Origin of the sequence: Mesorhizobium sp. M0587 (genome assembly GCF_040320945.1) — a bacterium.
GTDB lineage: Bacteria > Pseudomonadota > Alphaproteobacteria > Rhizobiales > Rhizobiaceae > Mesorhizobium.
Window position 1 is genome coordinate 84,422 of sequence record NZ_JAMYQP010000020.1, and the last position, 21,609, is coordinate 106,030.

23 protein-coding genes are annotated in these 21,609 nt (G+C 59.2%); 10 read left to right on the forward strand and 13 right to left on the reverse strand.

Going from position 1 to position 21,609, the window contains the following annotated elements:
• The first annotated feature begins 235 nt into the window (after positions 1-235).
• The 4 genes from NKI49_RS19090 to NKI49_RS19105 all read left to right on the forward strand — a co-directional run bounded on the left by NKI49_RS19090 (position 236) and on the right by NKI49_RS19105 (position 2,055).
• A complete protein-coding gene (locus NKI49_RS19090; protein WP_352606482.1) occupies positions 236-1,039 on the forward strand; it encodes a BtpA/SgcQ family protein in 804 nt (267 codons plus the stop codon).
• Positions 1,040-1,286: 247 nt separating this feature from the next.
• Positions 1,287-1,469 carry a hypothetical protein gene (locus tag NKI49_RS19095; protein WP_352606484.1) on the forward strand — a complete coding sequence of 61 codons (183 nt, stop codon included), beginning with the start codon at positions 1,287-1,289 and terminating at the stop codon, positions 1,467-1,469.
• Between the two features lie 8 nt (positions 1,470-1,477).
• A complete protein-coding gene (locus tag NKI49_RS19100; RefSeq protein WP_352606486.1) occupies positions 1,478-1,723 on the forward strand; it encodes a hypothetical protein in 246 nt (81 codons plus the stop codon).
• A gap of 80 nt (positions 1,724-1,803) precedes the next feature.
• Positions 1,804-2,055, forward strand: coding sequence for a hypothetical protein (locus NKI49_RS19105; protein ID WP_352606488.1), 252 nt, complete (start codon positions 1,804-1,806; stop codon positions 2,053-2,055).
• Between the two features lie 87 nt (positions 2,056-2,142).
• On the opposite strand, the gene NKI49_RS19110 is transcribed toward NKI49_RS19105, so the two are convergent.
• The 5 genes from NKI49_RS19110 to NKI49_RS19130 all read right to left on the reverse strand — a co-directional run bounded on the left by NKI49_RS19110 (position 2,143) and on the right by NKI49_RS19130 (position 5,937).
• Positions 2,143-2,394, reverse strand: a complete 252-nt coding sequence (locus tag NKI49_RS19110; RefSeq protein ID WP_352606490.1) for a DUF2285 domain-containing protein — start codon at positions 2,392-2,394, stop codon at positions 2,143-2,145.
• 237 nt (positions 2,395-2,631) lie between these two features.
• Positions 2,632-2,820, reverse strand: a complete 189-nt coding sequence (locus NKI49_RS19115; protein ID WP_352606492.1) for a hypothetical protein — start codon at positions 2,818-2,820, stop codon at positions 2,632-2,634.
• Between the two features lie 45 nt (positions 2,821-2,865).
• The gene (locus tag NKI49_RS19120) at positions 2,866-3,072 is read right to left on the reverse strand and encodes a hypothetical protein (protein ID WP_352606494.1); all 207 of its coding nucleotides are present in this window, start codon (positions 3,070-3,072) and stop codon (positions 2,866-2,868) included.
• 6 nt (positions 3,073-3,078) lie between these two features.
• Positions 3,079-5,532, reverse strand: coding sequence for a relaxase/mobilization nuclease domain-containing protein (locus tag NKI49_RS19125; RefSeq protein WP_352606496.1), 2,454 nt, complete (start codon positions 5,530-5,532; stop codon positions 3,079-3,081).
• Positions 5,533-5,535: 3 nt separating this feature from the next.
• Positions 5,536-5,937, reverse strand: a complete 402-nt coding sequence (locus NKI49_RS19130) for a MobC family plasmid mobilization relaxosome protein (RefSeq protein ID WP_352695716.1) — start codon at positions 5,935-5,937, stop codon at positions 5,536-5,538.
• Positions 5,938-6,612: 675 nt separating this feature from the next.
• Here NKI49_RS19130 and NKI49_RS19135 point away from each other — a divergent pair.
• The 5 genes from NKI49_RS19135 to NKI49_RS19155 all read left to right on the forward strand — a co-directional run bounded on the left by NKI49_RS19135 (position 6,613) and on the right by NKI49_RS19155 (position 9,370).
• Entirely contained in the window at positions 6,613-7,326 is a 714-nt protein-coding gene (locus NKI49_RS19135; protein WP_352606526.1) for a ParA family protein, read from the forward strand.
• Between the two features lie 163 nt (positions 7,327-7,489).
• Complete coding sequence (locus tag NKI49_RS19140) at positions 7,490-7,759, forward strand: hypothetical protein (RefSeq protein ID WP_352606498.1); 270 nt, start codon at positions 7,490-7,492, stop codon at positions 7,757-7,759.
• A 3-nt stretch (positions 7,760-7,762) separates the two neighbouring features.
• The gene (locus tag NKI49_RS19145) at positions 7,763-8,155 is read left to right on the forward strand and encodes a hypothetical protein (protein WP_352606500.1); all 393 of its coding nucleotides are present in this window, start codon (positions 7,763-7,765) and stop codon (positions 8,153-8,155) included.
• Positions 8,156-8,424: 269 nt separating this feature from the next.
• Entirely contained in the window at positions 8,425-8,928 is a 504-nt protein-coding gene (locus NKI49_RS19150) for a helix-turn-helix transcriptional regulator (RefSeq protein ID WP_352606502.1), read from the forward strand.
• A 40-nt stretch (positions 8,929-8,968) separates the two neighbouring features.
• Entirely contained in the window at positions 8,969-9,370 is a 402-nt protein-coding gene (locus NKI49_RS19155; RefSeq protein WP_352606504.1) for a hypothetical protein, read from the forward strand.
• Positions 9,371-9,767: 397 nt separating this feature from the next.
• On the opposite strand, the gene NKI49_RS19160 is transcribed toward NKI49_RS19155, so the two are convergent.
• The 6 genes from NKI49_RS19160 to NKI49_RS19185 form a co-directional block, all read right to left on the reverse strand.
• The gene (locus NKI49_RS19160) at positions 9,768-10,439 is read right to left on the reverse strand and encodes a tyrosine-type recombinase/integrase (RefSeq protein WP_352606506.1); all 672 of its coding nucleotides are present in this window, start codon (positions 10,437-10,439) and stop codon (positions 9,768-9,770) included.
• A 257-nt stretch (positions 10,440-10,696) separates the two neighbouring features.
• Positions 10,697-11,092 carry a hypothetical protein gene (locus NKI49_RS19165; RefSeq protein ID WP_352606508.1) on the reverse strand — a complete coding sequence of 132 codons (396 nt, stop codon included), beginning with the start codon at positions 11,090-11,092 and terminating at the stop codon, positions 10,697-10,699.
• Positions 11,093-11,392: 300 nt separating this feature from the next.
• A complete protein-coding gene (locus NKI49_RS19170; RefSeq protein ID WP_352606510.1) occupies positions 11,393-14,677 on the reverse strand; it encodes an Eco57I restriction-modification methylase domain-containing protein in 3,285 nt (1,094 codons plus the stop codon).
• Between the two features lie 14 nt (positions 14,678-14,691).
• Positions 14,692-18,078: a helicase-related protein gene (locus NKI49_RS19175; RefSeq protein WP_352606512.1), complete on the reverse strand. Its 3,387-nt coding sequence runs from the start codon at positions 18,076-18,078 to the stop codon at positions 14,692-14,694.
• A gap of 194 nt (positions 18,079-18,272) precedes the next feature.
• Positions 18,273-18,662 (reverse strand): hypothetical protein, encoded by a 390-nt coding sequence (locus NKI49_RS19180; protein ID WP_352606514.1) that lies wholly within the window; start codon positions 18,660-18,662, stop codon positions 18,273-18,275.
• Between the two features lie 187 nt (positions 18,663-18,849).
• Positions 18,850-19,488 carry a TetR/AcrR family transcriptional regulator gene (locus NKI49_RS19185; RefSeq protein WP_502899599.1) on the reverse strand — a complete coding sequence of 213 codons (639 nt, stop codon included), beginning with the start codon at positions 19,486-19,488 and terminating at the stop codon, positions 18,850-18,852.
• 513 nt (positions 19,489-20,001) lie between these two features.
• Here NKI49_RS19185 and NKI49_RS19190 point away from each other — a divergent pair.
• Positions 20,002-20,247, forward strand: a complete 246-nt coding sequence (locus NKI49_RS19190) for a hypothetical protein (protein WP_352606518.1) — start codon at positions 20,002-20,004, stop codon at positions 20,245-20,247.
• 366 nt (positions 20,248-20,613) lie between these two features.
• Here the strand turns inward: NKI49_RS19190 and secG are convergent, their stop codons facing one another.
• Both secG and NKI49_RS19200 read right to left on the reverse strand, forming a co-directional pair.
• A complete protein-coding gene (gene secG / locus NKI49_RS19195) occupies positions 20,614-21,075 on the reverse strand; it encodes a preprotein translocase subunit SecG (protein ID WP_352606520.1) in 462 nt (153 codons plus the stop codon).
• Between the two features lie 178 nt (positions 21,076-21,253).
• On the reverse strand, positions 21,254-21,406 hold the full coding sequence (locus NKI49_RS19200; RefSeq protein ID WP_352606528.1) for a hypothetical protein: 153 nt from the start codon (positions 21,404-21,406) through the stop codon (positions 21,254-21,256).
• Positions 21,407-21,609: the final 203 nt, after the last annotated feature.

Consider the following 21,609-nt stretch of genomic DNA (forward strand, 5'->3'; position numbering starts at 1 on the left):
GCAATCTAGCACCGGATCGTGGAGCAACACCATCGAAAACGGGACATGGCACAGTATCTGGTGTGGCTATCATTTATGGTGAACAAAGTCAGGCGCACGAAATTCCATTCTTTTGATGTCTGACCTGTTTCGACTGTGTTAGTGTCCGGCGACTAACGCCGGCAGAATTTCTACGGCACCGACGGCGGGAACGCTGTCGACGTACAGTGGTGCTTGTACTGGGAGAGAACCTGTCATGGTGATGAATATCAGAGGCTTCGACGGCAAGAAGCCTATCGTCGGCGTCATCCATTTGCTGCCGCTGCCCGGCGCGCCCAGATACGCCGGCGATAGCCGCAGAATCGCCGAAATGGCGCTCGCTGACGCGGCGGCGCTCGCCGAAGGCGGCGTCGACGCAATCATGATCGAGAATTTCGGCGACACACCGTTTTTCCCGGACAATGTTCCGCGCGAGACCATCGCCTGGATGAGCCGCATCGGCGGCATGATCAGGGACCGCCACGATGTGCCGCTGGGTGTCTGCGTGCTGCGCAACGACGGCCGCGCCGCCCTTGCCGTCGCCCACGCCATCGAGGCCGAATTCATCCGCGTCTGCATTCTCGGGTCGCCGCGCGTCACCGACCAGGGACTGGTCGAAGGCCGCGCCTACGAGTTGCTGCGCGACCGCGTGCGGTTCGGCGCCGACATCAAGATCTTCGCCGACGTCGACATCAAGCACTCCTCTCCGCTGGCCGTCGGCTTTTCGATCCGGGCGGAAGCGGCCGATCTCGTATCCAGGTCGCATGCCGACGCGCTGATCGTGACGGGACCGGCGACCGGCATGTCCATCGACGAATCGGATCTGTCGACGTTGCAGGGCGTTGCGGACGTACCGATCTTCGTCGGCAGCGGTGTGACCGACAAGAGCATCGCGAAACTGGCCGAACAGGCCAACGGCTTCATCGTCGGCACTGCCTTCAAGGATTCGAAACGCGCCGACGCACGGATCGATCCGGACAAGGTTCGGTCCATGGTGCGCCAGCTTCACCCGGCGCAGTGATCCTTGTTGTCGAGGCCTTTAATTTCGGACTGGAACGTCTCCGGGGAGTTGAGGTCGCGGACGCTTCACCCCAGAGTCGGCAAGAACGTCTTTCACAATCCTGGCAAAGCTGCCGACCGGGTCGGGTGTCGCTTGGCAGTTTGGATGGCCAACTGCAATTCTATCGGGTGAGCCGGGACGTAAACGCGACCGTCAAAGACGGGGAGCCGAACGATAGCCAACATATGATCGAACCGATTGCACTGCTATGAGCGACGAAATCCGGCTTCCTGAAACGTCCGAGCCCTTGCGAGCGCACGGCCCGATTGAAAGCCACGTTTGCGAACATCCGGGCTGCGGTAAGTTTGGCGGTTTCGGTTTCGCTAAGCCGAGGAAACCATCGCGCTGGTTCTGCCTGGAACATCGCGCCGACGGCGAAAGCTATCTTTGAGGGAAAACATGATCAGCCTGCCAAAAAGTCAGAATGAATATCCCGATCGCAAGATCGATTGCCAGGAGGCCATGGAGCCAGGCTTCCAGGCGATTGTCGATTGCATGTTGGAAGCGGGCTGGACGCGCGGAGAGATCATGCGCTCGCTTCGGCTCCTGATCGCGGCCGACAACATGACGCAAATGGAAAACGCCAAGGTCGAGGCGCAGCTCGCGATTGCGCGCGCCATGATTCGCGCCGGCCGCCCTTTCTAGCTCAGCGAAAAATCTGCAGCTTGGCGCGCTGCTTATTAGCAATATCTTGACGACCGCCGAGGCAGCTCCAGAATCATGGAATGGCGTGGGAAATCTCAGACATCAATATCGGCGATGAGGTGGCGGTAACCGTCACCGTCTTGAAGCTGCTGGATGACGGACGGGCCAGCGTCAGCATCCCGTCCTGCGGGTTCCCCTATTCAATCCCTGTACCGAAGAAGGCCAAGCCAGGCGACAAACTACAGCTTACAGGCGAAGTCACGCGCGTGGACGAGGACCATAGAATAGTGACCGTGAAGGCCGGTGGCCGTGGATGCCGATACGATCACTGATTGGACGCCTGTTCCGCGCAAAAAGATGGCGCTTCGAGATGGAGGCGTATTAGAACTAACAGCATCGCCACCGCCGTCCAACAGCGTTCAGTGCGGCGCACCGCCTGCCAGAAGATATCTGTAGCCGTTCGTCGTCATCCAGCGGGCGCGGGCGAGATGCGTCTCCCAAGCCCTGAATGCCCGCTCAGGCTCCTTCTCTGGATCGATATGTAGAACGATCCTGGCGACCTCCCTCCAGTCCGCATTTTCAGCGGCTGCATCGAGAAGACGGATATAAGTCAGGAACGAAGACGTCGGCGCCACGTCGGCAACATCGGGATCGAGCAAAGGCTTGAGCATGATGATCTACCTAAAGAAGGCGGCATCGTACCAAAGCGTCAAGAGAAAAAAAGGCGCCGCACATTTGGGCCCTGGGGTCGCGGTGACTTCTCGGAATTCGTGCAGCCGTTACACCGACGTTGAAATACGAGCGCCGCGTCCGGCCTATTCGACGTTCTGCCGCCGGCGCGATAAGCAGCTCGGACGAGCGCTGATCGGTACAGTGGACTGCCACAAGGCAGCCTATCTTCTTCGTCGTTAGTGGATCCCCGCAGCAGGCTGTAAAGTGAGCCGCTCTTGACGTTTATATGCTGCCCAAGCCTCGGCGGGCACTGCCGAATCCGCCCGGGCCAGCCAGTCCGCGCGCTCAGCCTCGGTGAGTGAATTCCACCACTGCATACCGGCTATTTCGTCAGCAGTCGGATTCCGGTTCGGATCGTCTGCCATTTTCTCATCCTTGCATAAGACTCGAGCGCCAGGGGCCCGCAACTATCAGAACGGCCAAAATCCGGCCAAAAAAGCCAGCGTTTCGCTGCTCCACTGCATGAAGTTTTGGTACCAGCCAGACACCGTTTCATAAGCAACCTGCAATGCACCCAGGAAGAAAACGACACAGATGACGATAGCAAATACCTTGCCAAACCCCTCGTCACCCTTCGGGTCGCTGCTCTGGTAAACGTAATCCTGTCGATTAAACATGGTCCATTAACGGTCCCGGTCGTCGCGGTCGCGTTCCCTTCTTTCTAGTTCCTCGCGCTCCAACTCCTCGAGGCGAGGAATATGCTGTTGCGCCGGATCGGTCCGCGTCGTTTCACCGCCGCGTTGTGCGGCCTCCTTGTCCCTGTTTAACTTATCCTGCAGCCGATTTGTAGCATCCACGGTCGACGCCAGTTCGTGAGCCTGCTCGGCCGGTTCGCCCGGCCGGCGCTCGGCCTCCTCGGGGCGAGGATCTCGCTGCTGTTCGATCACGGCATCGACATTTGCAGGGGTTTTGCCCTGCTCTTCTGCCGGCCGCTCTTGGGTCTGCTCTGCCGCCTCGATGGCGCGCTTGAGCTCCGGATCCTTCTCGGCTACCTCGCGCATATAGGTGTTGCCCTGGACGGCAAGCTCTGCCGCGCGAGCCAGTCCGCGTTCAATATCTGCTCGGAATACCCTTGGATCGTTGGAAAGCTCCCCGGCCTCAATTCTATTCAAACCCTCGCGACTGGTTTCGATGTCCACAAGAACGTCATTTGCCGCCTCGACAACCGCCTTACCGTGTTTGGCGGCTGCCGCATCCCACTGTTCATTCGCATCGTCTCGACGCTCCCGGCCTTTGTCTCGCCCGGTCGCAGTTCCCTGCTCCGCCTGTGCCTGGCCCTTCATCTCGTAAAGCTCTATGAGCTCGCGCCGGCCATTCACATGCTCGCGAGCAACAGACGCGACTTCATCAAAATCGGCTCGCTCGTCCGGACCGACGCTCCGCTCTAGCCGGAACAAAGCCGTCTCGACCTTCTTTTCATAAGCTTCAAACTCTGCCCGCGTTGTCTCGCGCATCTCCTGACCCTCCAAAACGATTTTCTGCAATGTTACCAGATTGGCGCGGAATTTTGACCCGAAATCTGCATGGATGACATTTACGCTCCCTTCGGCCAGACCAGTCGAGAGGCTTGCTGTCAAGTGATCCCGCTGCTGCTCTGCATAAGCGACAACACGTCGATCACCGCTGACGAGTGCAATTTTCTGCCAACTCTGCGTTGCCTTTATGGCATACTCCCGGCTTCTTTCGGCCTTCGCCAGACTGCGCCGTCCGCCCCGCTTGGCATCGTACCGTCCCTGTGCCGCCTCGCTGGTCCCGACGTGCTCGGTCCGCCCTTCACTGCTCACCGGCCTCACCTGATTGCGGGTGAAGGCGGGCGGACTGGCGAACTCGCGGCGATCGGTCATCTCCATCGCGATTCCATGCGCCCGAGCCATCCGCGCCATTGTGGCCCGCCACTCTCGAAACACCTGAGGGGTCGTCTCGATCCGATCGCCCGATTCCGATCGCATGGTGATGATCGCGTGCGCATGGACATGTGGCCGCTTGCCCCCCTCGCCTTCTTCCTTCGGATCATTGGCCGGATCATGCATGGCAAACACATAGCGATGGCCGGCGAACTGCTCGGCAAGGAAGTCGCGTGCAGCGTTTTCAAACGCCTCGACATTCGTTCCGGCCCGGGCCGACATGATCAGGTGCATCACGTCGCGGCCTTTGCGGCTGTGCAGATCACCGCGCCATTCCTTTTGCACCAGGTCGCCAGCGAGCTTTTCGTCACCGATGACTTGGCCGCGGTCATCGCGAACGTTGCCGTCATGACGTTCGACCAGGCTGCGCAATTTGCTGGCGCCATACTCGACACCGTTGCCGTAGCCCTGGAACGAGAACCGCGCCGCCACATCCTGAGCGGCCGCACTCGCGTCATATCGCGCTTGAATGATGCTGGCGGCCTTGTCGTCGCCAGTCAGCCGCTCGCCCTGCCCGCTTCTGAGTACCACCGCTCCTTGAACCGTCAACGCGCCGTCGGCCAGGCGCGTAACGGCGTAAGCATAGCGTCGATCGCCGAACGCGCTCGTCAAACTGTTCCTGACCAGCTCATGCATCGCCTCGTCTGACGAAACCGCCGCAGTCGCAATCTCTACGGTGAAGCTGCCGATATCGCGGCTCTCTGCGCGGTTCTGGAACAGATGGTTCCAGTCTCCCCGCAACAGCGCTAGATCCTCGCGGCTCCTGATGCGCTCGCCGTTCTCGTTCTCGACAGCGAGCTCGCCGCCGCGCGACACATAATTCAGCATCGCCCCTACCCTCGCGCCGGCGCCATAGGATGCCATTTTGACAACCGCGGGCTGGCTGCCCTGGGCAACCGCCGCTAGCCGCGCTTCTATTGGACGGGACGCATCTGCTGCTGCCCGCGTCTCGGCCGCGAAGATCGACTTGGCGGCCGTCCGCCGCATTTTCGGCTGGCTGCCACCGCCGCCACCAGCACCACCGCCACCGCCCAGCGCGGCCATCGCTTTCAATCGACGCTTCATTTCGTCTTCGGCCGACGATCGGCGTTTTGGCCCAAGCGATAGCTCATGCAGCAACGCCGCGCGGCGCTGTTCCCATTCGCTCGTAAAGGCGCCGAAGAAGATTTCCACCCCTTATCCCTCCCCTCGCCGCTTGTGGCCGGCGCGCTTCGCCAGCGACCGTAACTCGGTCAAAACGGCCGCCTGGATGCGCTGCACGTTGCCAAGATTGATGTCGATCTCGCTTGGGTGAACGGTCTTGCCGCTGTTTATTGATCGCGCCACCTGGTTCAGGTTGACGCCGATCGCGCGCATGTCCTCCAGCAACAGCGCCATGACGAGCCGATCATCCTTAGTCAGGATTGGTCGTACGCCGGCGCCTTCGAGGATTAGCGACCGGAAAAATCCCGAAACCGTCATGTCGGCCGCTTTGGCAGCCTTTTCGATCTCCGCATATTCGTCCGCGCTGACGCGGGCATGCACCATTCGACCCTTCCGGTCCGGCTCGAGCCGGACCTCGAATTTCGCGTCGTCCATTGGCCTTTGGCCCCTCTCTCTGGCGCTTGCGGCAGGCATCGAGGGCTTGTTCCTCGATCGTCGGGAAAAATGTCGCACATTTTTCCGTATCCTGCCACCTCAATAGGCGTTAAATTTGTACTCAATAACACCAACTTTTCAAGCGGCCGACACTTCGCTCGACTTTACCGCGACCACGAGCTCGCCCTGCCCATCAAACGTTAAAACGCTCTCCAGGGTTCACCTCCAGGACCGCTTTGTCGGCCTTTGTGTGCCCCTCGGACTCGCCCGCAAGGGACGCTCCGCTCTTCGCCCTGGCCGGCTGCGTGCGAGGGTCACAGACGGCCTTCGCGCGGCTCCGGGGTTCACCACAAAAGGACCGGGAAGGTCTGCGGCGGCGCTGACTGCCTCTTTGGCTAAACGAGGTCGACTGGCGAGGGCTCCAGGGTTTGCTCAACGCCAGCGTGCGAACATTCCAGTTTCACACGATGTGTTCACATGCCATGACGTTCCGACGTGAAAGGAAGATGTGATTGAAGTATCACACCTTGGGATAGTGAGGCGTGATCGCATCGTGTAAAAAGGCCATGCGAACGCAAGCATTCGCTTGGAAATGCAGTTGCCCAAGAGGAGGGCATGAGCGTGGCGACGGCCTGCCGTGTTCGGCTTTGGGGCGCCAAAAGAGGGAGATCAGACATGCCTCGAAGAATTTGCGCGATCAGCGGCAAAGGCGGCGCCGGGAAGACGACAGCCATTATCCTCATTGCCGGCGAGTACGCTATTCAGGGAAAGAAGGTTCTTCTGATCGACGCCGATCCGCGCCAGAACCTCGCCGAATGGTGGAAGCGATGTGACGCCAAGGACAATCTTCCGGCCAACATCGAGCTGCACGGCGCGGCAACCCAGCGAAGCATTGAAACTGTGCTGGCCGAACGACACGGCGTCTACGACGTAATCCTGATGGACTCACCGGGCGTCGACAGCGTCATCCGCGATACGATCATCCGCAACTCCGACCTGGTGCTGACGCCAATTCAGCCGAACCAGGATGAAATCAAGGCGGCCGGCGAAGCCGCCACCATCACGGCGGATATTGGCGACAAGGAGGGGCGCGCGATTCCCCACCTCAACGTGGTGACGCGCATCGCCCTGCCGGGGCGCGTTCTCGAAGCTTACAGGCTGATCCGTCCGTTCATCGCCAATCTTCGCGACAATGGCTATGAATCAACGCTGATGGAAACCGAGCTCACCGAAAGAAATTGCTACCGCGAAATCCGTAACGGCCTAGGCACCTTGCAGATGCTCGAGCTGACCGACCCGGTCATGAAGGGCCGCGCGGAGGTCGCGGCGTTTGTGACCGAGCTGGATCGCCATCTCGCGACAAACCGGGAAAAGGTGGGAAATGTCTAAGCCAGGCAAACTGTCCGTCTCTGACTTTCCGATCGCTCCGCGACGGCCGAAGCCAGCCACATCCAAAGCCGCGATGAAACCAGCCTCTTTGTCGGAAGAGGCAGAGGCGCGAATGCCTGCACGGGAACCAACAGCGGCTCCGGTTTCAGAAGCTGACGCGACAATGGAACTGCCGCGGCGCGGTCTGCCAAACCCAGGCGGTGAAGAGCGCAAGAGCAAGTCGATCGAACGTGCTCTGGCTCAGGAGGAGGGACGCTATCGCCTGCGCGACCTCAAACGAGCGCACGCGCGAGAAGCCAAGCACTACGTCAATTGCCCGCTGGACTACGACACGAAGATGCGACTGCAAAAGGCCGCCTTCGACAACGACATCAAGATGACGGTGATTATAAAGGCGGCCATCGACCAGTTTCTCCGAGACAACGGCTATTGATCCGTGGGCGGCCGAAGCTTCCTGCTCGGGATGATGATTGGTATCCTTATTGGCATCTACGCCGCACCGTTCGTCGGTAGCCAAGGCTTCGACTTTGGTGAAGGCTCAAAGGCCGCTTCCCTATTGAACGGACTTAGGGAATCCGCTCTCGGTGCGGCCATCCGGCCGTCTGACGAAACCGCCAAAGGCGAGCTGTTTCGCTTATCCAATTGGGATATCTCAATGCACGGGACCGGATCGACGGTTACCGTGAAGCGATGTATTAGTCTCGGCAAAGATTCTATCGCGTGCGAACTCTTGGCGCATCTGGGGTGGGTCGATGGGGAAAAACTTGTCGAAGCTGTGTTCGAGGGCGAACCGGGTACTTGGCGAATGGTTGCAGCCAGGGCGCGCTGATTTTCTCTCAGTGGGCTGTGCCTATCCCCGCGCCAGCTCAAGGGCGTTATGAATGCAGGCTTCCGCCAGAAAGAACCATGCGAGGCGAGCGCAACACGGCCCTGATGGTCGTTTATTGCGAGTAGCGGAAAGCGCTGTCCTCACTCCCCGCTTCTGGAAAATCGCTGTGCAAGGAAGTGCCGGGGCGTACTTGGGTCAATCCCGTTTTGAATGTTTGATTGAGGTCGTCGCCCTGCCCGCGACTGGAAAAAGGCAAGAAGGGAGAGGACGTGGCTAACGATATGGACGCCTATAAAAACAAGATGGAATTGGTTGAGACGATCGATCCTGAGATCGACAAGCCTGTTTTCCGCCGGCCGGGGTTTGAAGGCATCAAAACACTCGGCGAGATCGATGAAAGAGTAGCTCAGTTCATTCGCAAGGCGCGCGAGGACAAGGACCTAACGCGCGCCGAGCTCGCGCCCTTGCTTGGCCTTTCGATGCAGGTTTATGGCCGCTATGAACGCGCATTCTCAAAAATGCACGTCACGCGCATGATCCACCTGTGCGAAATCCTCGGATTCATGCCGATGGAAATGCTGTTCAGCGCTGCCCCGCATCTATGGGGCCGCACGCCGGAGGAAGCGCGCGACACCGTGGAACTCGCGCGACAGGTCGTGTCTTTGCCGCACGGCACCAAGCGCGATCTGCTGGCCCTGGTCAAGAAAATGGTAGATTTGGAGCGTGCCGCCGGCACCGCGCCGGCGGATGCGTCAAAGGGCAACGGCCATTAGGAGCCGCACAATTGAGTGTGCTGGCCAAGCGGAGGGAAGCATGAATCTGACGGTCGAAGAAGCGAAGCTGGACGAGGTATTTGCCGACACCGTCCGGATCCCAAAGAAGCATCGGAATGGCACACCCAACGGTACCGTCGTTCGGATAAAAAACGATGGCAAAGCCGTGTACGCGGTGGTCCGAGGCTTGGCTGACGACACGAGGCCTGTGATCTGGGTGGACGAGTTCCTACGCAGACAGTTGGGCGTGGCGCTTGGCGGTAGGATAGACAGCGCGAACATCGTTCCCGCAAAGTGGTGGCAGCACATCTTCTGGTACTACCACGCATCCAATCCGTCGGTGCGCGTCCCGGCGCGGGTGGCGGTGATCTCCCTTTGCCTCGGGGTATTGTCGGTCGCGCTCGGTATCTGGTCCGTCTACCTCACCTATCGCGCAGCGTGATGGTCGTTACAAAAAGCAATAGGCGGCTTGCGATGCACAGATCGAAGGCGCGTGCCGGCGGCACACTGGGCGTGTAGGACTTCAAGCAGATGGCGCAGCTCGTCAGGCCCGCCGCCCGGCCTGAGTCTCCGCCGAGCACGATGCCGCCACCGCCACAGGACCTGGACGACTGGCCAAAATCGGTTGCCTCCGTCTGCCGACGCCAGCGGCCCATCCCGGCGGCGGTGCGCTGAAGAGTCTAGGCGAGCCAGGCGAACGAATCGACGCCGTTCATCTTCGCGGTTTATGCCGACCGCCGAACTATGCCGAGCGCCTCTTCCGATCATGGAGGTATGAAGCGCTTTGCCCGCCATTTCGACCAGGAACCGGTCGTTGACACTCGGCATAGTTCTCATGCTCAAAGGGCGTTCAGGAATTCAAGAAGTCGGTCGTTTGGCCGAAATCGTTCGGCCTTTGCGCGTTCGTATGGCTTCAGCTTGCCAAGTGCGGATTCCTTCAGCTCAAGATGTGCGTGAAGATAGGTCAGCGTCGTTTCCATCGCCTCATGGCCGAGCCATAGGGCGATGACCGAACAATCGACGCCCGCCTGCAGCAGCTCCATGGCAGCGCTGTGCCTCAAAACATGGGGCGACACCCGCTTCGAGCGGAGGGGGACGCAATGTTCACGAGCTTTGGCGACATATTTGTTCAGCAGCGCCTGCACACCGTCGGCGCTCAACTTGCCGCCGTGCATGTTCGGAAAGAGAGCCGTTGCGCCCCGCTTCCTGGGCTCGTTGAGCCAACCCCGAAGGGCTTGCTGTGCAACCTTGGTGAGCGGCGTACTTCGCTCCTTGCGGCCCTTGCCAACGCATCGCACGTGGGCACCGTGCCCCAGCATCACCGAGTCCCGGTCGAGATCGATGATCTCCGAGACCCGCAACCCCGTTTGCGCGGCCAGCAAGAGCAAAGTGTGATCACGCCGTCCCAGCCATGTGCTGCGATCCGGGCAGGACAGGATCGCTTCAATCTCGGGCCTGGTGAGAAACTGAAGCTGTCGCTTGTCGCATCGCTTGCTCGGGATCGCGAGCACGCGTTGAATCTGGGCGCTATGGGCCGGCTCCTCGAACGATGCATATCTGAAGAAAGACCGAATGGCCGTGAGGCGGAGATTCCGGGTGCTCACTGAGGCGGACCGCAGTGTCTCGAGGTCCTCCAGGAATGCGCCGATGAAACCCGAGAAACAACCGGCCCGATCTACTCGACCCGGTGAGGGACGATGTGTTCGATCTATAGCTCACCGGAGCCCTGCAAGATTGACCTTCAGGGCATAGACATCATCAACCTTGGTCACCTCACCTTCCCGCTCGCGATCATGCGCGCGGCGAACGCCTCGATCTCCGCCGAGGTAATGACGGCGTTCACTCCGTCGGCATCCTTCGCAACCAATTTGTCGGCAGGAATTCGAACGACCGGCACTATTGAAAGTAGCAATCCTATTTGACCACCCCTTAATTGCCGACTCATTTGAGCCGGTCGCGCTCTAATTCGACGACACCGGCCGGCGTCGAGCTTTGGCGCATAGAGCGCTTCGAGATAGCGGATCGCAGTTTCCACCGAAAACGGCTCGGCTACTTTGTCGGGTTCATGGAAATTAGTAGCGAGCGCTGTCCATATTGCCGCATCAAAGCTGTTTGCCTGCGCCCAGGTCTTGATCGCCGTGACAGCTTGCGGGTGACGTTCCATGGCTCTGTCACCGTGCCTACCAGAGGCGACATCGACAAATCCGACACCTTTCGCGCTTGGCATGCCTTCACGGAGGCGGAGGTTCTCGATGGCCGCATCGAGATCGCCAATGGCGCGCCTGCGGCGATATAGGTAGAGCAGGACGCGCCGAAGGCTTCGTCGATCACGAGCGTTAGACGCCCGCCACGGGAGACCCTGCTGAATTCGATCGGCAAACGCGGACCGTTTGGCTCAAACTCCGCGGCTACGGCCAGATCGCCACGCTTCTCACAAGGGAACCCCAGGCCAGGACTGCGACCTTCATTCACCCTCGCCTGCAAGGTCATCGGCCGCGCCCATTCGGAATTTTGCGTCGTAGTTCACCAAATAGTCGACCTGCTTCGGAGATAGTTCAAGATAGGACCCGAGCTGACGATCGAGTTGATCAATTATCGCTTTACTCTTCTTCGGGTAAATGAACTGAATTCGAAGAGTATCATGCTTAAACCGCATCGACCTGGTCACAGACCTTTCCTGCAAATCATCCATCAGTGATACGACCGTATCGATTATCTGATCGGAATACGGGGAGCTGGCCAACGCTTCCAAGTGCATTGGAAGCGCCTCAACCTCCCGCTTGTTGAGATGCCGACAATCGGAAGTGACTGTGACAAACCAATAGAACAAATTAGAATTGAGGCAGGCCAGTGCCAAACTGGCTAGCCGGGAGTTTGTAAACGTTATCCGCTTGAATTCGGATGGCGGTCTCTCGTTACCATTTCCGTCCAAGACCTTTGGTGTGAAGTTCAGGACCTGAAGAAAGTATCCTACCTTTCTTGAATACAGTACGCAGCCACTGCCGCCCCTCACGAAATACTTGGCGATTGGGGTCTTCTGGTGGGCAAGATGCTCAGCGACCTCTACGTCACGTTCAGAGCCAATCTTCGCCATGCTCTTGGGCACCAGCGTCAGCGACGACCTAGCGTACGCCAGCATGCCAAATAGATGTGGTCTCTCTTCCGAGAACCACTTTTGATAGCGCGTCGCGTAGATCGTCGGGGAATTGGACCGGATTCCCAGGATGTGTATGGTTAAGCGGATGTGCTCGAGTCCATCGAACAGTCGAGAAGGTCTGTCGTCATAATTGCTGAAATACAGGTCGTAGCTCGTAAGATATTTTTGGAGAGGGTAGTAGCGGTCGGTCGAGACGGAGGAAACCGGAACAATGAATCCTTGGCGGCCGCTCGCACTAATCAAATGGCCGCATCTCTCAAGTACGAGTGCGTATAAATTCCCGCATCCCTCGCATTCATAACCCCTAGCGGCGTAAGCCCTTACCTCTAGCAATTCTATGTAGGGCGGGTTTCCGATAACGACATCAAAGCCGCCGCCCTGCATGATGCCGTAAAATTCAATAAACCAATGGAAGGGTTCGTGGCTCTTAAGCCACTTCGAATAAGCGGGGGTGTCGGTACTCACTCCGTATTCGACAGCAAGCTGGCGGTTGAGTTCTTCCTCCAAATGCTTGAGCCGCTCGCGAAGCCTTGCCTTATCCGCGGGCGGGACCGAGCCATCCCCCTCCATCTGGCGCGCGCGAAAGGCGTCGGACGCTTGCTGAAGATCGGCAGCGCTTCGGGTGATGCGGCCCACGGCGTTGTCAAGGTCAAGCTTGCTCGTCAGCGCTCTTTTCACGTCGCCATAAGTTGCGTAGCCGACCAGCGTGTTGCCGGCGCGGATATTGAAATCGATGTCCGGCAGCGGTTCGATGCCGAGGTTTTCGTGCTTCTGATCGGGATCGACTTGTGCCGCAAGTTTCAGGAACAAGCGGAGCTTACAGATCTCGACCGCCTCTTCCATAATATCGACACCGAAGAGATTGTTCAGGATGATGCTCTTCAGCGTGAAGTAGCGGGCGTTCGGGTGCGCGCTGACCTTAGCCAGCGTAGCTTTGAAATCCTCGAACTTCTTCGGTGCGTGGCCTTCGGCCGAGCGCTCAAGATCGGCTACAAAGGCCTCCATCCGATCGAGACAGGTCTCGTAGAGCGGTTCGAGGATGTTAAGCGCGGCGAACAGGAATGCGCCTGAGCCGCAGGTGGGATCAAGAACCGTGACGGCCTCGATCGCCTTCCAGAAGGCGCGCAGCAGGTCCGGGCCTTCGCAGCGCTCGATCACGTCCTGGGCGAATTGTCGTATGTCGACATTGAGCGTGATGAGATCATTGACGTCGCGGATCTCGCCCGCCGCCAGTTTTGCGCGGATTTCCGCATGGCGGGTGCGTCGCGCCACGACCTCGCGCCAGATTTCCGTAGGCAAGGCGAAGTCGGCGGGCGCCTTCTGGTTCCATTGCGAGCGCGCCGAAACGTCTTCGATGCCAGCCGCGATCTCGGGCGGGATCGCGTGTTCTACGCCGTGCTTGACGGCGGTGTAGATATAGCGGTCCGGATCGTCGCGCAGGTGATCCCAGATCGTCGGCCCGCCCGGGTTCTCAAAGGCCACCTTGCATTTTGCCTTGGCGGCATCGAACAGGAAGGGGATCACCGTGCTCTTCGAAATGTACTCGGTGATGTCCTCCTTTGTGTAGTAGGCGCCCATCTGCTTCTGGTTGATGTATTTCTCGAAGATGTAGCCGAGAACGTCCGGATTGATCTCGTTGTCGTTGCGCAGCGGCCGTTCGTCGAGATGCCATTGATAGCGGTCGAAATAGGCGAAGATGCGTGTGAAGGCTTCGTCCGGAATCTTGATGTCCGGGCAGCGCTCCTCGATCGGGTGTTTTTCGAACAGGCCGCCGTTCAGATAGGGGATGCGGCCGAGGAGCTTATCGAGTTCCGGGTTCCGCGCCTTGCCGCCAAGCCCTTCATGGAATAGGCGCAGCAAGAAATAGCGGTAGAAGGAATAGAACTTGTCCTGTCCTTTTTCCCGCTGGCAGCGCGCAAGCCGGTCGCGCAAATAGTCCCGCTCGCCGTTCAAAAACCCCTTCCGCTGCATGAAGTAAATGAACATCAAGCGGTTGAGCATCAGCGAGGCATACCATTCCTTGTCCGCCACCTCGGTGATGCCGCTGATGAAGCTGAGGAACGCGATATGTTCCTTTGTGAACTGGTCGTAGAAACGCTTTGTGACGCGTTCGACATCGAAGGCGGCGCGAGCCCGCGCCGTGACATCAACCAGCGTAAGGGCGTTCTCCTCGGCGAGTGAGAACGCGATCGCTTCCAGCTTTTGCAGGAAGCCGCGATTGCCCGATGACGCATACCAAAAGTGCTCGGGAACCGAGGCGGGTTTGCCGGCCTCGCGCCGCGCCCAGCACCAGATCTGCTCCGCGCGTTTCGCGTCGGTGAAGATGATGAGGTGCTCAAGCGTCGTCTTTGCGACTTGGGTCTCGATCTTCCTTCGCATGGCGCGATCGGGGATTTGCTGCCCGGCAGGCGCCTGGCAGACCCAGGCAACCATCCCGCGCTTCTCGGCGACTGCTCGCAGCGCAAATGTCGTGCCCGCGCTGGGAATCGAGAGGTCGGCAGCGTGTCGATCCCATCCCAGTTCCTCGATGAAGAGCTTCGCGAACTCGAATTGTTCCAGCAGCGTTCTGGCATTCCCGGCGTTGAAGTCCATCCCCGTCCCCTTCATCACGCCGTTAGACGCGCAAGCCCCAACGAGCAGATGATCTGCGGTTCGCCGGATTGTTCTTCATCCTGGACCAGGCAGAGCCGATCCTCCTCTCGTAGCGCCAAAGCCAGTTCGGCCAGCTTATCGTCGCTGACCCCCGTCTTCATCTGGCGGTTCAAAGTGTCTGTCGCCGATTGGCGGAGCGGGAAACGGTAAATCTCCTCGATAGCTTTGCCGAGCTCACGCAAATCGAACAATGTACCCTTCACCTTGTCGGCGTGGCGCTTGAGCCGCTCGTAGGTTCGGAAGCGCGCGCCCGAAGGGCGGCCGAGTTGCCCGCCGACCTGCTTTTCTTCGGCGGCGATGTGCTCGACGCCCTTGGCAACCATTGTGTGATGTTCTTCTTGCCGCGCCAATGCGGGGGTATTCGGCTCACACGCCGCGACTTTTAGGATTTCGAACTGAGATTGGGTGACGCTGGCGCCATCTTTGTCCACCCACGCGAGAGCGTCGTTGCCTTGGGCGGTCCGCAAATACACGAGCGCTCCCGCGGGGCGCCCATCCTGAGGCGTATATGCCTTCGTTGAATATACAACCGATGGAAGCTCCGGGACGGCCTTCTGCAGCGCCGGGTTCGCATCAATCGCGTTTTTCCATATCTGGTAGGCATAGGATGCAAGATCGACCTCGGTATCGGCCTCGCCGTCGAGAATCCCCGCGTTCTCATTGTAGAGATCGACAAGCTCCTGACGTTCGCCTTCGTCCTCGAAGAACGCCTCGTCGGTTCCGACGACTTCCGCGTTTTCCTTCAAGCGCTGGCGGACGCGCGAGCGCAATTGGATCAAGCGCTCCACACCATCGGCCGGTAGGAACGAATAGCAGAGGATTTTCTCGGCCTTCTGCCCGATACGATCCACACGGCCCGCACGCTGGATAAGGCGAATGATCGCCCAAGGCAGATCGTAGTTCACCAAGATCGCGCCATCCTGAAGGTTCTGGCCTTCGCTGAGCACGTCAGTTGCGATCAGGACGCGCAATTCCACTTCGGGTTGGATCTTGTCGCGCTTGTTGTTACTGCCTGGGCTGAACCGCCAGGCAACGCTGGTTGGGTCCGACGTTTCCCCGGAGACAGCCGCCATTGCCTTGAGACCCGCGCCCTTCAGGCGCCGCTCAAGGTAGCGAACCGTGTCTGCAAACTGGGAGAAGACCAGGACTTTCTCTTTTGGATGCTTCTTGGTCAGCAATTCGATCAGCGCGGTGAGCTTGGTATCTTTCGCATGGTCCCAGTCGCCGCATTCGTGGAGAATCTTTAAAAGTCGAGTGCTATCGGTCGCCAGATCCTTCTTCAACTGCGCGACGAATAGATCGGGCCGGAGCCACTTGAACCGCCGCTTGAACTGGCCGGCATACAAACGATAAGTCTCCGCCGCCCGCTCCCGAAAAGCTGCCTCGTCGCGCAGATCAAGCGTCTCGGAATTCTGCGTATTCTCGTCCTCGCCCTCCGCAAAGAGTTCGGCGTCGGCGCTCTGATCGTCGATATCCTCGTCATAGTTCGCGGTGTCCAAAAGTCCGGCGTCCTGCGTGCCGAGTGGCAGAGGAAGATCGTTCTCGATAGCGTGCAGAAAGATGTAGTTCCGGAGGACGTGGCGCTCTAGTGATTGCTGAAACGCCTCACCGCTGCTTTCCAGCCGTTTGAAGAGGTTGGTACGGCAGAACCCCATGAGGCGCTTACCAGCCCGCGAAAGGTCATCGAGCTGCTTCGCCTCATTCGGCGTCGGCGGCTTGTGTGGTCTGGGCGCGACATAGTTCCCGAGGCCGTAGCGCGGCAGATGCATCTGGTTGATCGCATCTACAACCGGCGCAGCGTAAAGGCTCGCATACTGATCGGTCGTGTCCTTGTCATTGATGTTGAACCGCAGCGTGCGCGGCACACGTTCGGGGAAGTACGAGCGAGATCCGTCTTCGAACGTCAGGAATTTCCGACCGTTGGCCGGGTCGGTCTGGGCATAATTGTCCTGAATGAACGTGCGCGTGCGTCGGACCATGTAGAGGCGCATCAATTCGCGCCAGTCATCCGTATAGGTACTCTTTTCGAAGGCCGCCAAAGATCGGACGGGACATTGGTGGCGCCTTATGAATTCCGTTTCACCGATGTCTTGAAGCAATCGTTCCGGTCTGACACCGATGTCTCGATCTTCGGGAACAAAGAGCCGCAACTGGCTTGAAAGGTCGCCGTAGGTTTTGTTGTAGGGCGTGGCGGACAGGAGGATGCAGCGGCTTTCGTTTTCCGTGAGATATTCCTGGATCGCTCGATATCTTCGCCCTTCCCGGTTCCGTAGGTTGTGGCTTTCGTCGATAAGCACGACGCGATAGCGACGAAGCTCGGGCAGTTCACGGGTGGCACGTGTCACCGAAAGAACTTTGGCGATCAGCCGATACTCGGAAACATAGTCCTCCCACATCTTCACGAGGTTCTTCGGGCAGATGATCAACGTCTCAGTGAAATGATCGTCCTGGAATATTTTCGCCAAGGCCGTGGCCATCAGCGTTTTGCCGAGGCCAACGACATCGCCGATCAGAACGCCACCGCGCTTGTTCAAGTGATGAGCCGCGATTTTGACCGCAGCTTCCTGATAGGCGAAGAGCCGGTTGCCGAACTCAGAGGGAATTCGAAACTCGTTCAGGCCAGCACGTGCTTCCTGCGCAAGATGGTAGGCCATCTTCACGTAGATCATGTAGGGGTCGAGTGTCTCTTCGCGCGCCCAACTTTCCTCAATGACCTGGATCAGTTCTTCGGTGATATCGATGCACCAGCGATCCGACCAACGGTCGTCGAACCACTTCGCCAGCTTTGATGTTGCGTCATGGTCGAGGACATCGACATTCAATTCGCCTTGCTTCGCGAGGCCGGAGAGGGTCAGATTGCTGCTTCCTAAAAAGCCGGTAATCGGGTTGTTCGCATCTGGCCTGAACAGCAGGTAAAGCTTTGCATGAAGCGGGTGTTTCAAAAAAAGGCGAACCGACACCTGTTTCGCCTTGAGTTGGGCAGTAAGGCGGCGCAACCCCGCCTCGTCGGCGTTGTTTGGCATGCCAAGGGTCAATTGAACGCGGAATTCTTCTGCCAGCTTCCTTTTCAGGCGAAGCGCAGTTTGGTTATCGAGCGCATGTTCTTCCTTGGTAGCGCCGAGTTCGATCCGTAATTCCTCTTGCGGGAGACGTTGCATCCCGACCAGCAGCCGACACTGATCGCCTTCGCCGCCAGGCCAAGCAGAAATCAGATCGTCAATCGACTTCCACCCGCGCAGATTGAAGTAGCCCACGCAAAAATCACCTCGCGCCGAGACTTCAAGCGTCTGACGCAAAGCCGGAAGCAAGCCGGTTTCAATGTTGTCAAATATTCGCGGCAATCGCTCCCCCTAGATGTGCGCCTGCCGCTGCTGCGGTCATGCGATCTTCTCGCCCCAAGCCGTAATGCCACAAATACCCAGGAATTTGAATTCCAATAAAGGCCTAGGAGTTTAAGGGAGGTACCACAAGCATGGAGTCGAGCGTATGCAGCGCCTGCCGATCAGCGCCGAAGGGTTCGAGTCGCGCCAGCCAATCAGTCACGAGCGTGATCCCTCCGCCCGCTCACGACTGCAAATCCAGGCTGGCCTGCCGGTCGCCGCCGAAATGGCCGCAACGGGTCGCGCCGCGCGGCTTCTTGGTTGGTGCGACCTTGGCAATTGCGTTTCGATAGTCGACCCGCACTCCGCCATTTCAGCCACAGCACGGCGACGAGCGCGATGTGCTGCGGCAGTTCGCCCCGGCCGGCATAGTTGGTCACCGAATTGGGGTTCATACCAATCAACTCGGCAAAACTGCGCACACTGAGTCCAGCACGATCAAGTTCGGCGAGGAATTCAGCGTAAGGCACCGCACCGTTTCTTCCTAACACAGTGTTTGATGACAAAACGATGTTAGCAACAAAACTGGCATAATCTCCCGCCACGCGCCCCCATGCGAGGTAGAGTAGAATGGAAGTGGCGGTTGGCCGGCTGTCCGCTTTTTCCGATCAAGATCCGAAGCCGGCCGGCTTGCGCCCTCTACCTCACAGCGCGCGCCCATCCCGCGCAGCGGGTCTTTCTCGGGCGCAAAGCCGACTTCGTTCTAGCGCCGCGCCTTCGGCGGCCCAGCCTTTACCCACTACCCTTCGTCGCCCCAAACCGCAGCCCGTCCATCAGCAGCGACACCAGCCGGCGCGAGCGGTCGTGCCAGTCCTGGCTGTCGGGCGCCGAATAGATGCCGCCCAATGCGTGCAGCACGTCGGAACTGTCGACGTCGCCGCGGATCGAGCCGTCGGCGACGGCGGCGTCGACCAGCCGCCGCAAGACCAGCGACACCCGGCCTGACGTATCCGAGAACAGCGTGGAATTGGTCGAGAGCAGGATGCGCAGGCTCGTGGCCAGCCCGCGCTTGGTGGCGATGTAGTCGACGAAGCGCTGCATCCATTGTTCGAGCGCGACGTCGGGCGGATGGTGCAGGGCGAGCTCGTCGGCGGCCGCGCACAGGCCTTCCACTTCGCGCCGGTAGACCACCTCGACCAGATGCTCGCGCGTCGGAAAATGCCGGTAGAGCGTGCCGGCGCCGACGCCGGCCTGGCGCGCGATCTCCTCCAGCGAGGCATCGACGCCATGTGCCGCAAAGGCCACCGCGGCGACCTCGATCAGCGCATCGCGGTTGCGCTGCGCATCGGCGCGCAACGGTTTTGTCGCTGCGGCTTCGGCCCTGTCTCCAGGCGTGACGGGAGGCTGCGAGGCCAATTTTTTCTCCAACATCAATCCGGGCTTGAACCGGGCAGAGGAGGGTCCGGTGAGCCCCCGTTAATATAGTCATGGGATCGACTATGTCATGTCCATCGAGCCCGCAAGTCTGCTCCCGGCCGCGGCCGACTGCCAATGCAGATTGGCAAAATGCCATGGCATCTGGCCGGACACCGGCTAGGCAGAAAGGCTCAGCCCGTCGGCGTGAAGGCCGCGTCGGAATATATCGGTGATATCTATAAGCTGTCCAACAGCGACACTTGCAGGCCTCACCGCTGATGCCGTGAGACTGATTGAGGGGCTTTGGAAGAGCCCCGACGATACCAAGTCACAGATACTGGTGCGGGCGCTTACCCCGCTTCAGAAACAGACAGCAAAGCCCGCTGCTCCCGCAGCTAAATTCATCGACTACAAGGAAGGCATCCACCCGCCGGTGGGCGAAAAGCTGTATTTGGTCCTGTCTCGCCCCGCGAAGTATGCCGGTATTCCCGACGGGGAAGCCGTAATCCGTGAGGGGACGGCTTCTATATGGACGGCAAGCGGATCGAGCCGTCACACGGTCGGCCGTTCCAGCCCGCCATGGAAATTGTGCAGACCAAAAAGAAGCACTTCAGCAAGACGAACGGGGGAACGGTGTCGCTGAGCGCCATCCGGAAGTGGCATGTGTTCCGTGATGGAAAGTTCGTGATGCTCGATGAGCTGAAAAACCCCGAGCTGAAGCGCACCCGTGGCAAGAAGCTAAACTCCCTCACTCTGGAAGAGCTGAGGCTATAGGCGAATGACGGCATAGGTCAGTTCACGCTGAGGCACGAAGGATGTGACGGTCCGCTTAACAAAATCCGAGCCTCGAAGCTATTCGGTCCGGCTCCGGCCCCAACTGGAACTCTTATTTCGCAGCTACATGTACCGCGTGCTTCAGCGTCGCCTTCGTCTTCGATGCCGAACTAAGCGCCCGGCGTTGGCTCTATGCACGTCCTCCGCACCAGAAACGGAGTTCTCGACACCGCCGGCGTCCCCAATCAAAGCGTCGTACTAGCTGGCGCCGGACTCACGTGTCCTAAATCCTAAATGACCAAATGACCCTGGCCGTCGGACCAATGTGTTCAAACAACAACAGATCGCGGCGCCGGACACTGCCGATTACTGGTTTGGAACCTGCGGCGTTACTGGCAGGGTGACGCCGTTTGTAGCCGGCGGCGTAGTCGATCCCGCTGCGGGTGGTGTAGCGGGAGCCGGGGCTGCGGCATCATTGCCGGAAGGCGGCGTTGGCGCCGTATTGTCGGAAGGTGGCGTTGGCGCCGTGGTGCCAGGCAACTGGTTGAGCACGCCGCCGCCCGCGCCGTTCGTCGCAGGCACACGATCGAGAATGTCGATCGGCTTTTCGCCGTAACGGGCGACGATGGACAACGTCAGCGAAGTGGCGAAGAAAGCCGCCGCTAGGATCGCCGTCGCCCGCGTCAGCGCGTTGGCGGCGCCGCGCGCGGTCATGAAGCCCGATCCGCCGCCGATGCCGAGGCCGCCGCCTTCGGAGCGCTGCAGCAGCACCACGCCGACAAGAGCGAGCACGACCATGAGGTGGACGACGATCAGTACGGTTTCCATAGTTTATCCTGGCAAAGCCTTGCGCGGCCGCGGAAACGACCGGTGATTTGGAGGCGGCTCAATACGATGCTTTGACGGCATTTCCAAGCCCGTCGCCGGAATATGAGAAGCAATGCGCCCTTTGCAAGGATTCCCGCTGCAGCACAGCCTATCCGAAGCGCCCGATAGGCTTTGGATGCTACGAGATATTTCGATAGGCTTCGGCGATGCCGAGAAAGTCCGCCGCCTTCAGGCTGGCGCCGCCGACCAGAGCTCTCGTGAGGTGGTGTTTTAGCTCGACTTGACCCCGGATGCGGCAAAGGTTGAAAGGAGCAAAGCCATTGAGCGTCATTTTGCACTCAAACGGTCATACGGCTCCTTCTTTCCTCCGGAACCAGACCTGCCGGGATGGAGAGATTACACGATTGTTCAAGCCAACTGATTATTTCGACTGACCTGCCACTGAACTGTCATCCAGCTGCGATTAGAGCCTCGACCGTTTTTGTTACGCCTTGTGGCGCGGGTTGAGCAACCGGCGGAGGCGCGGAGCCTTCG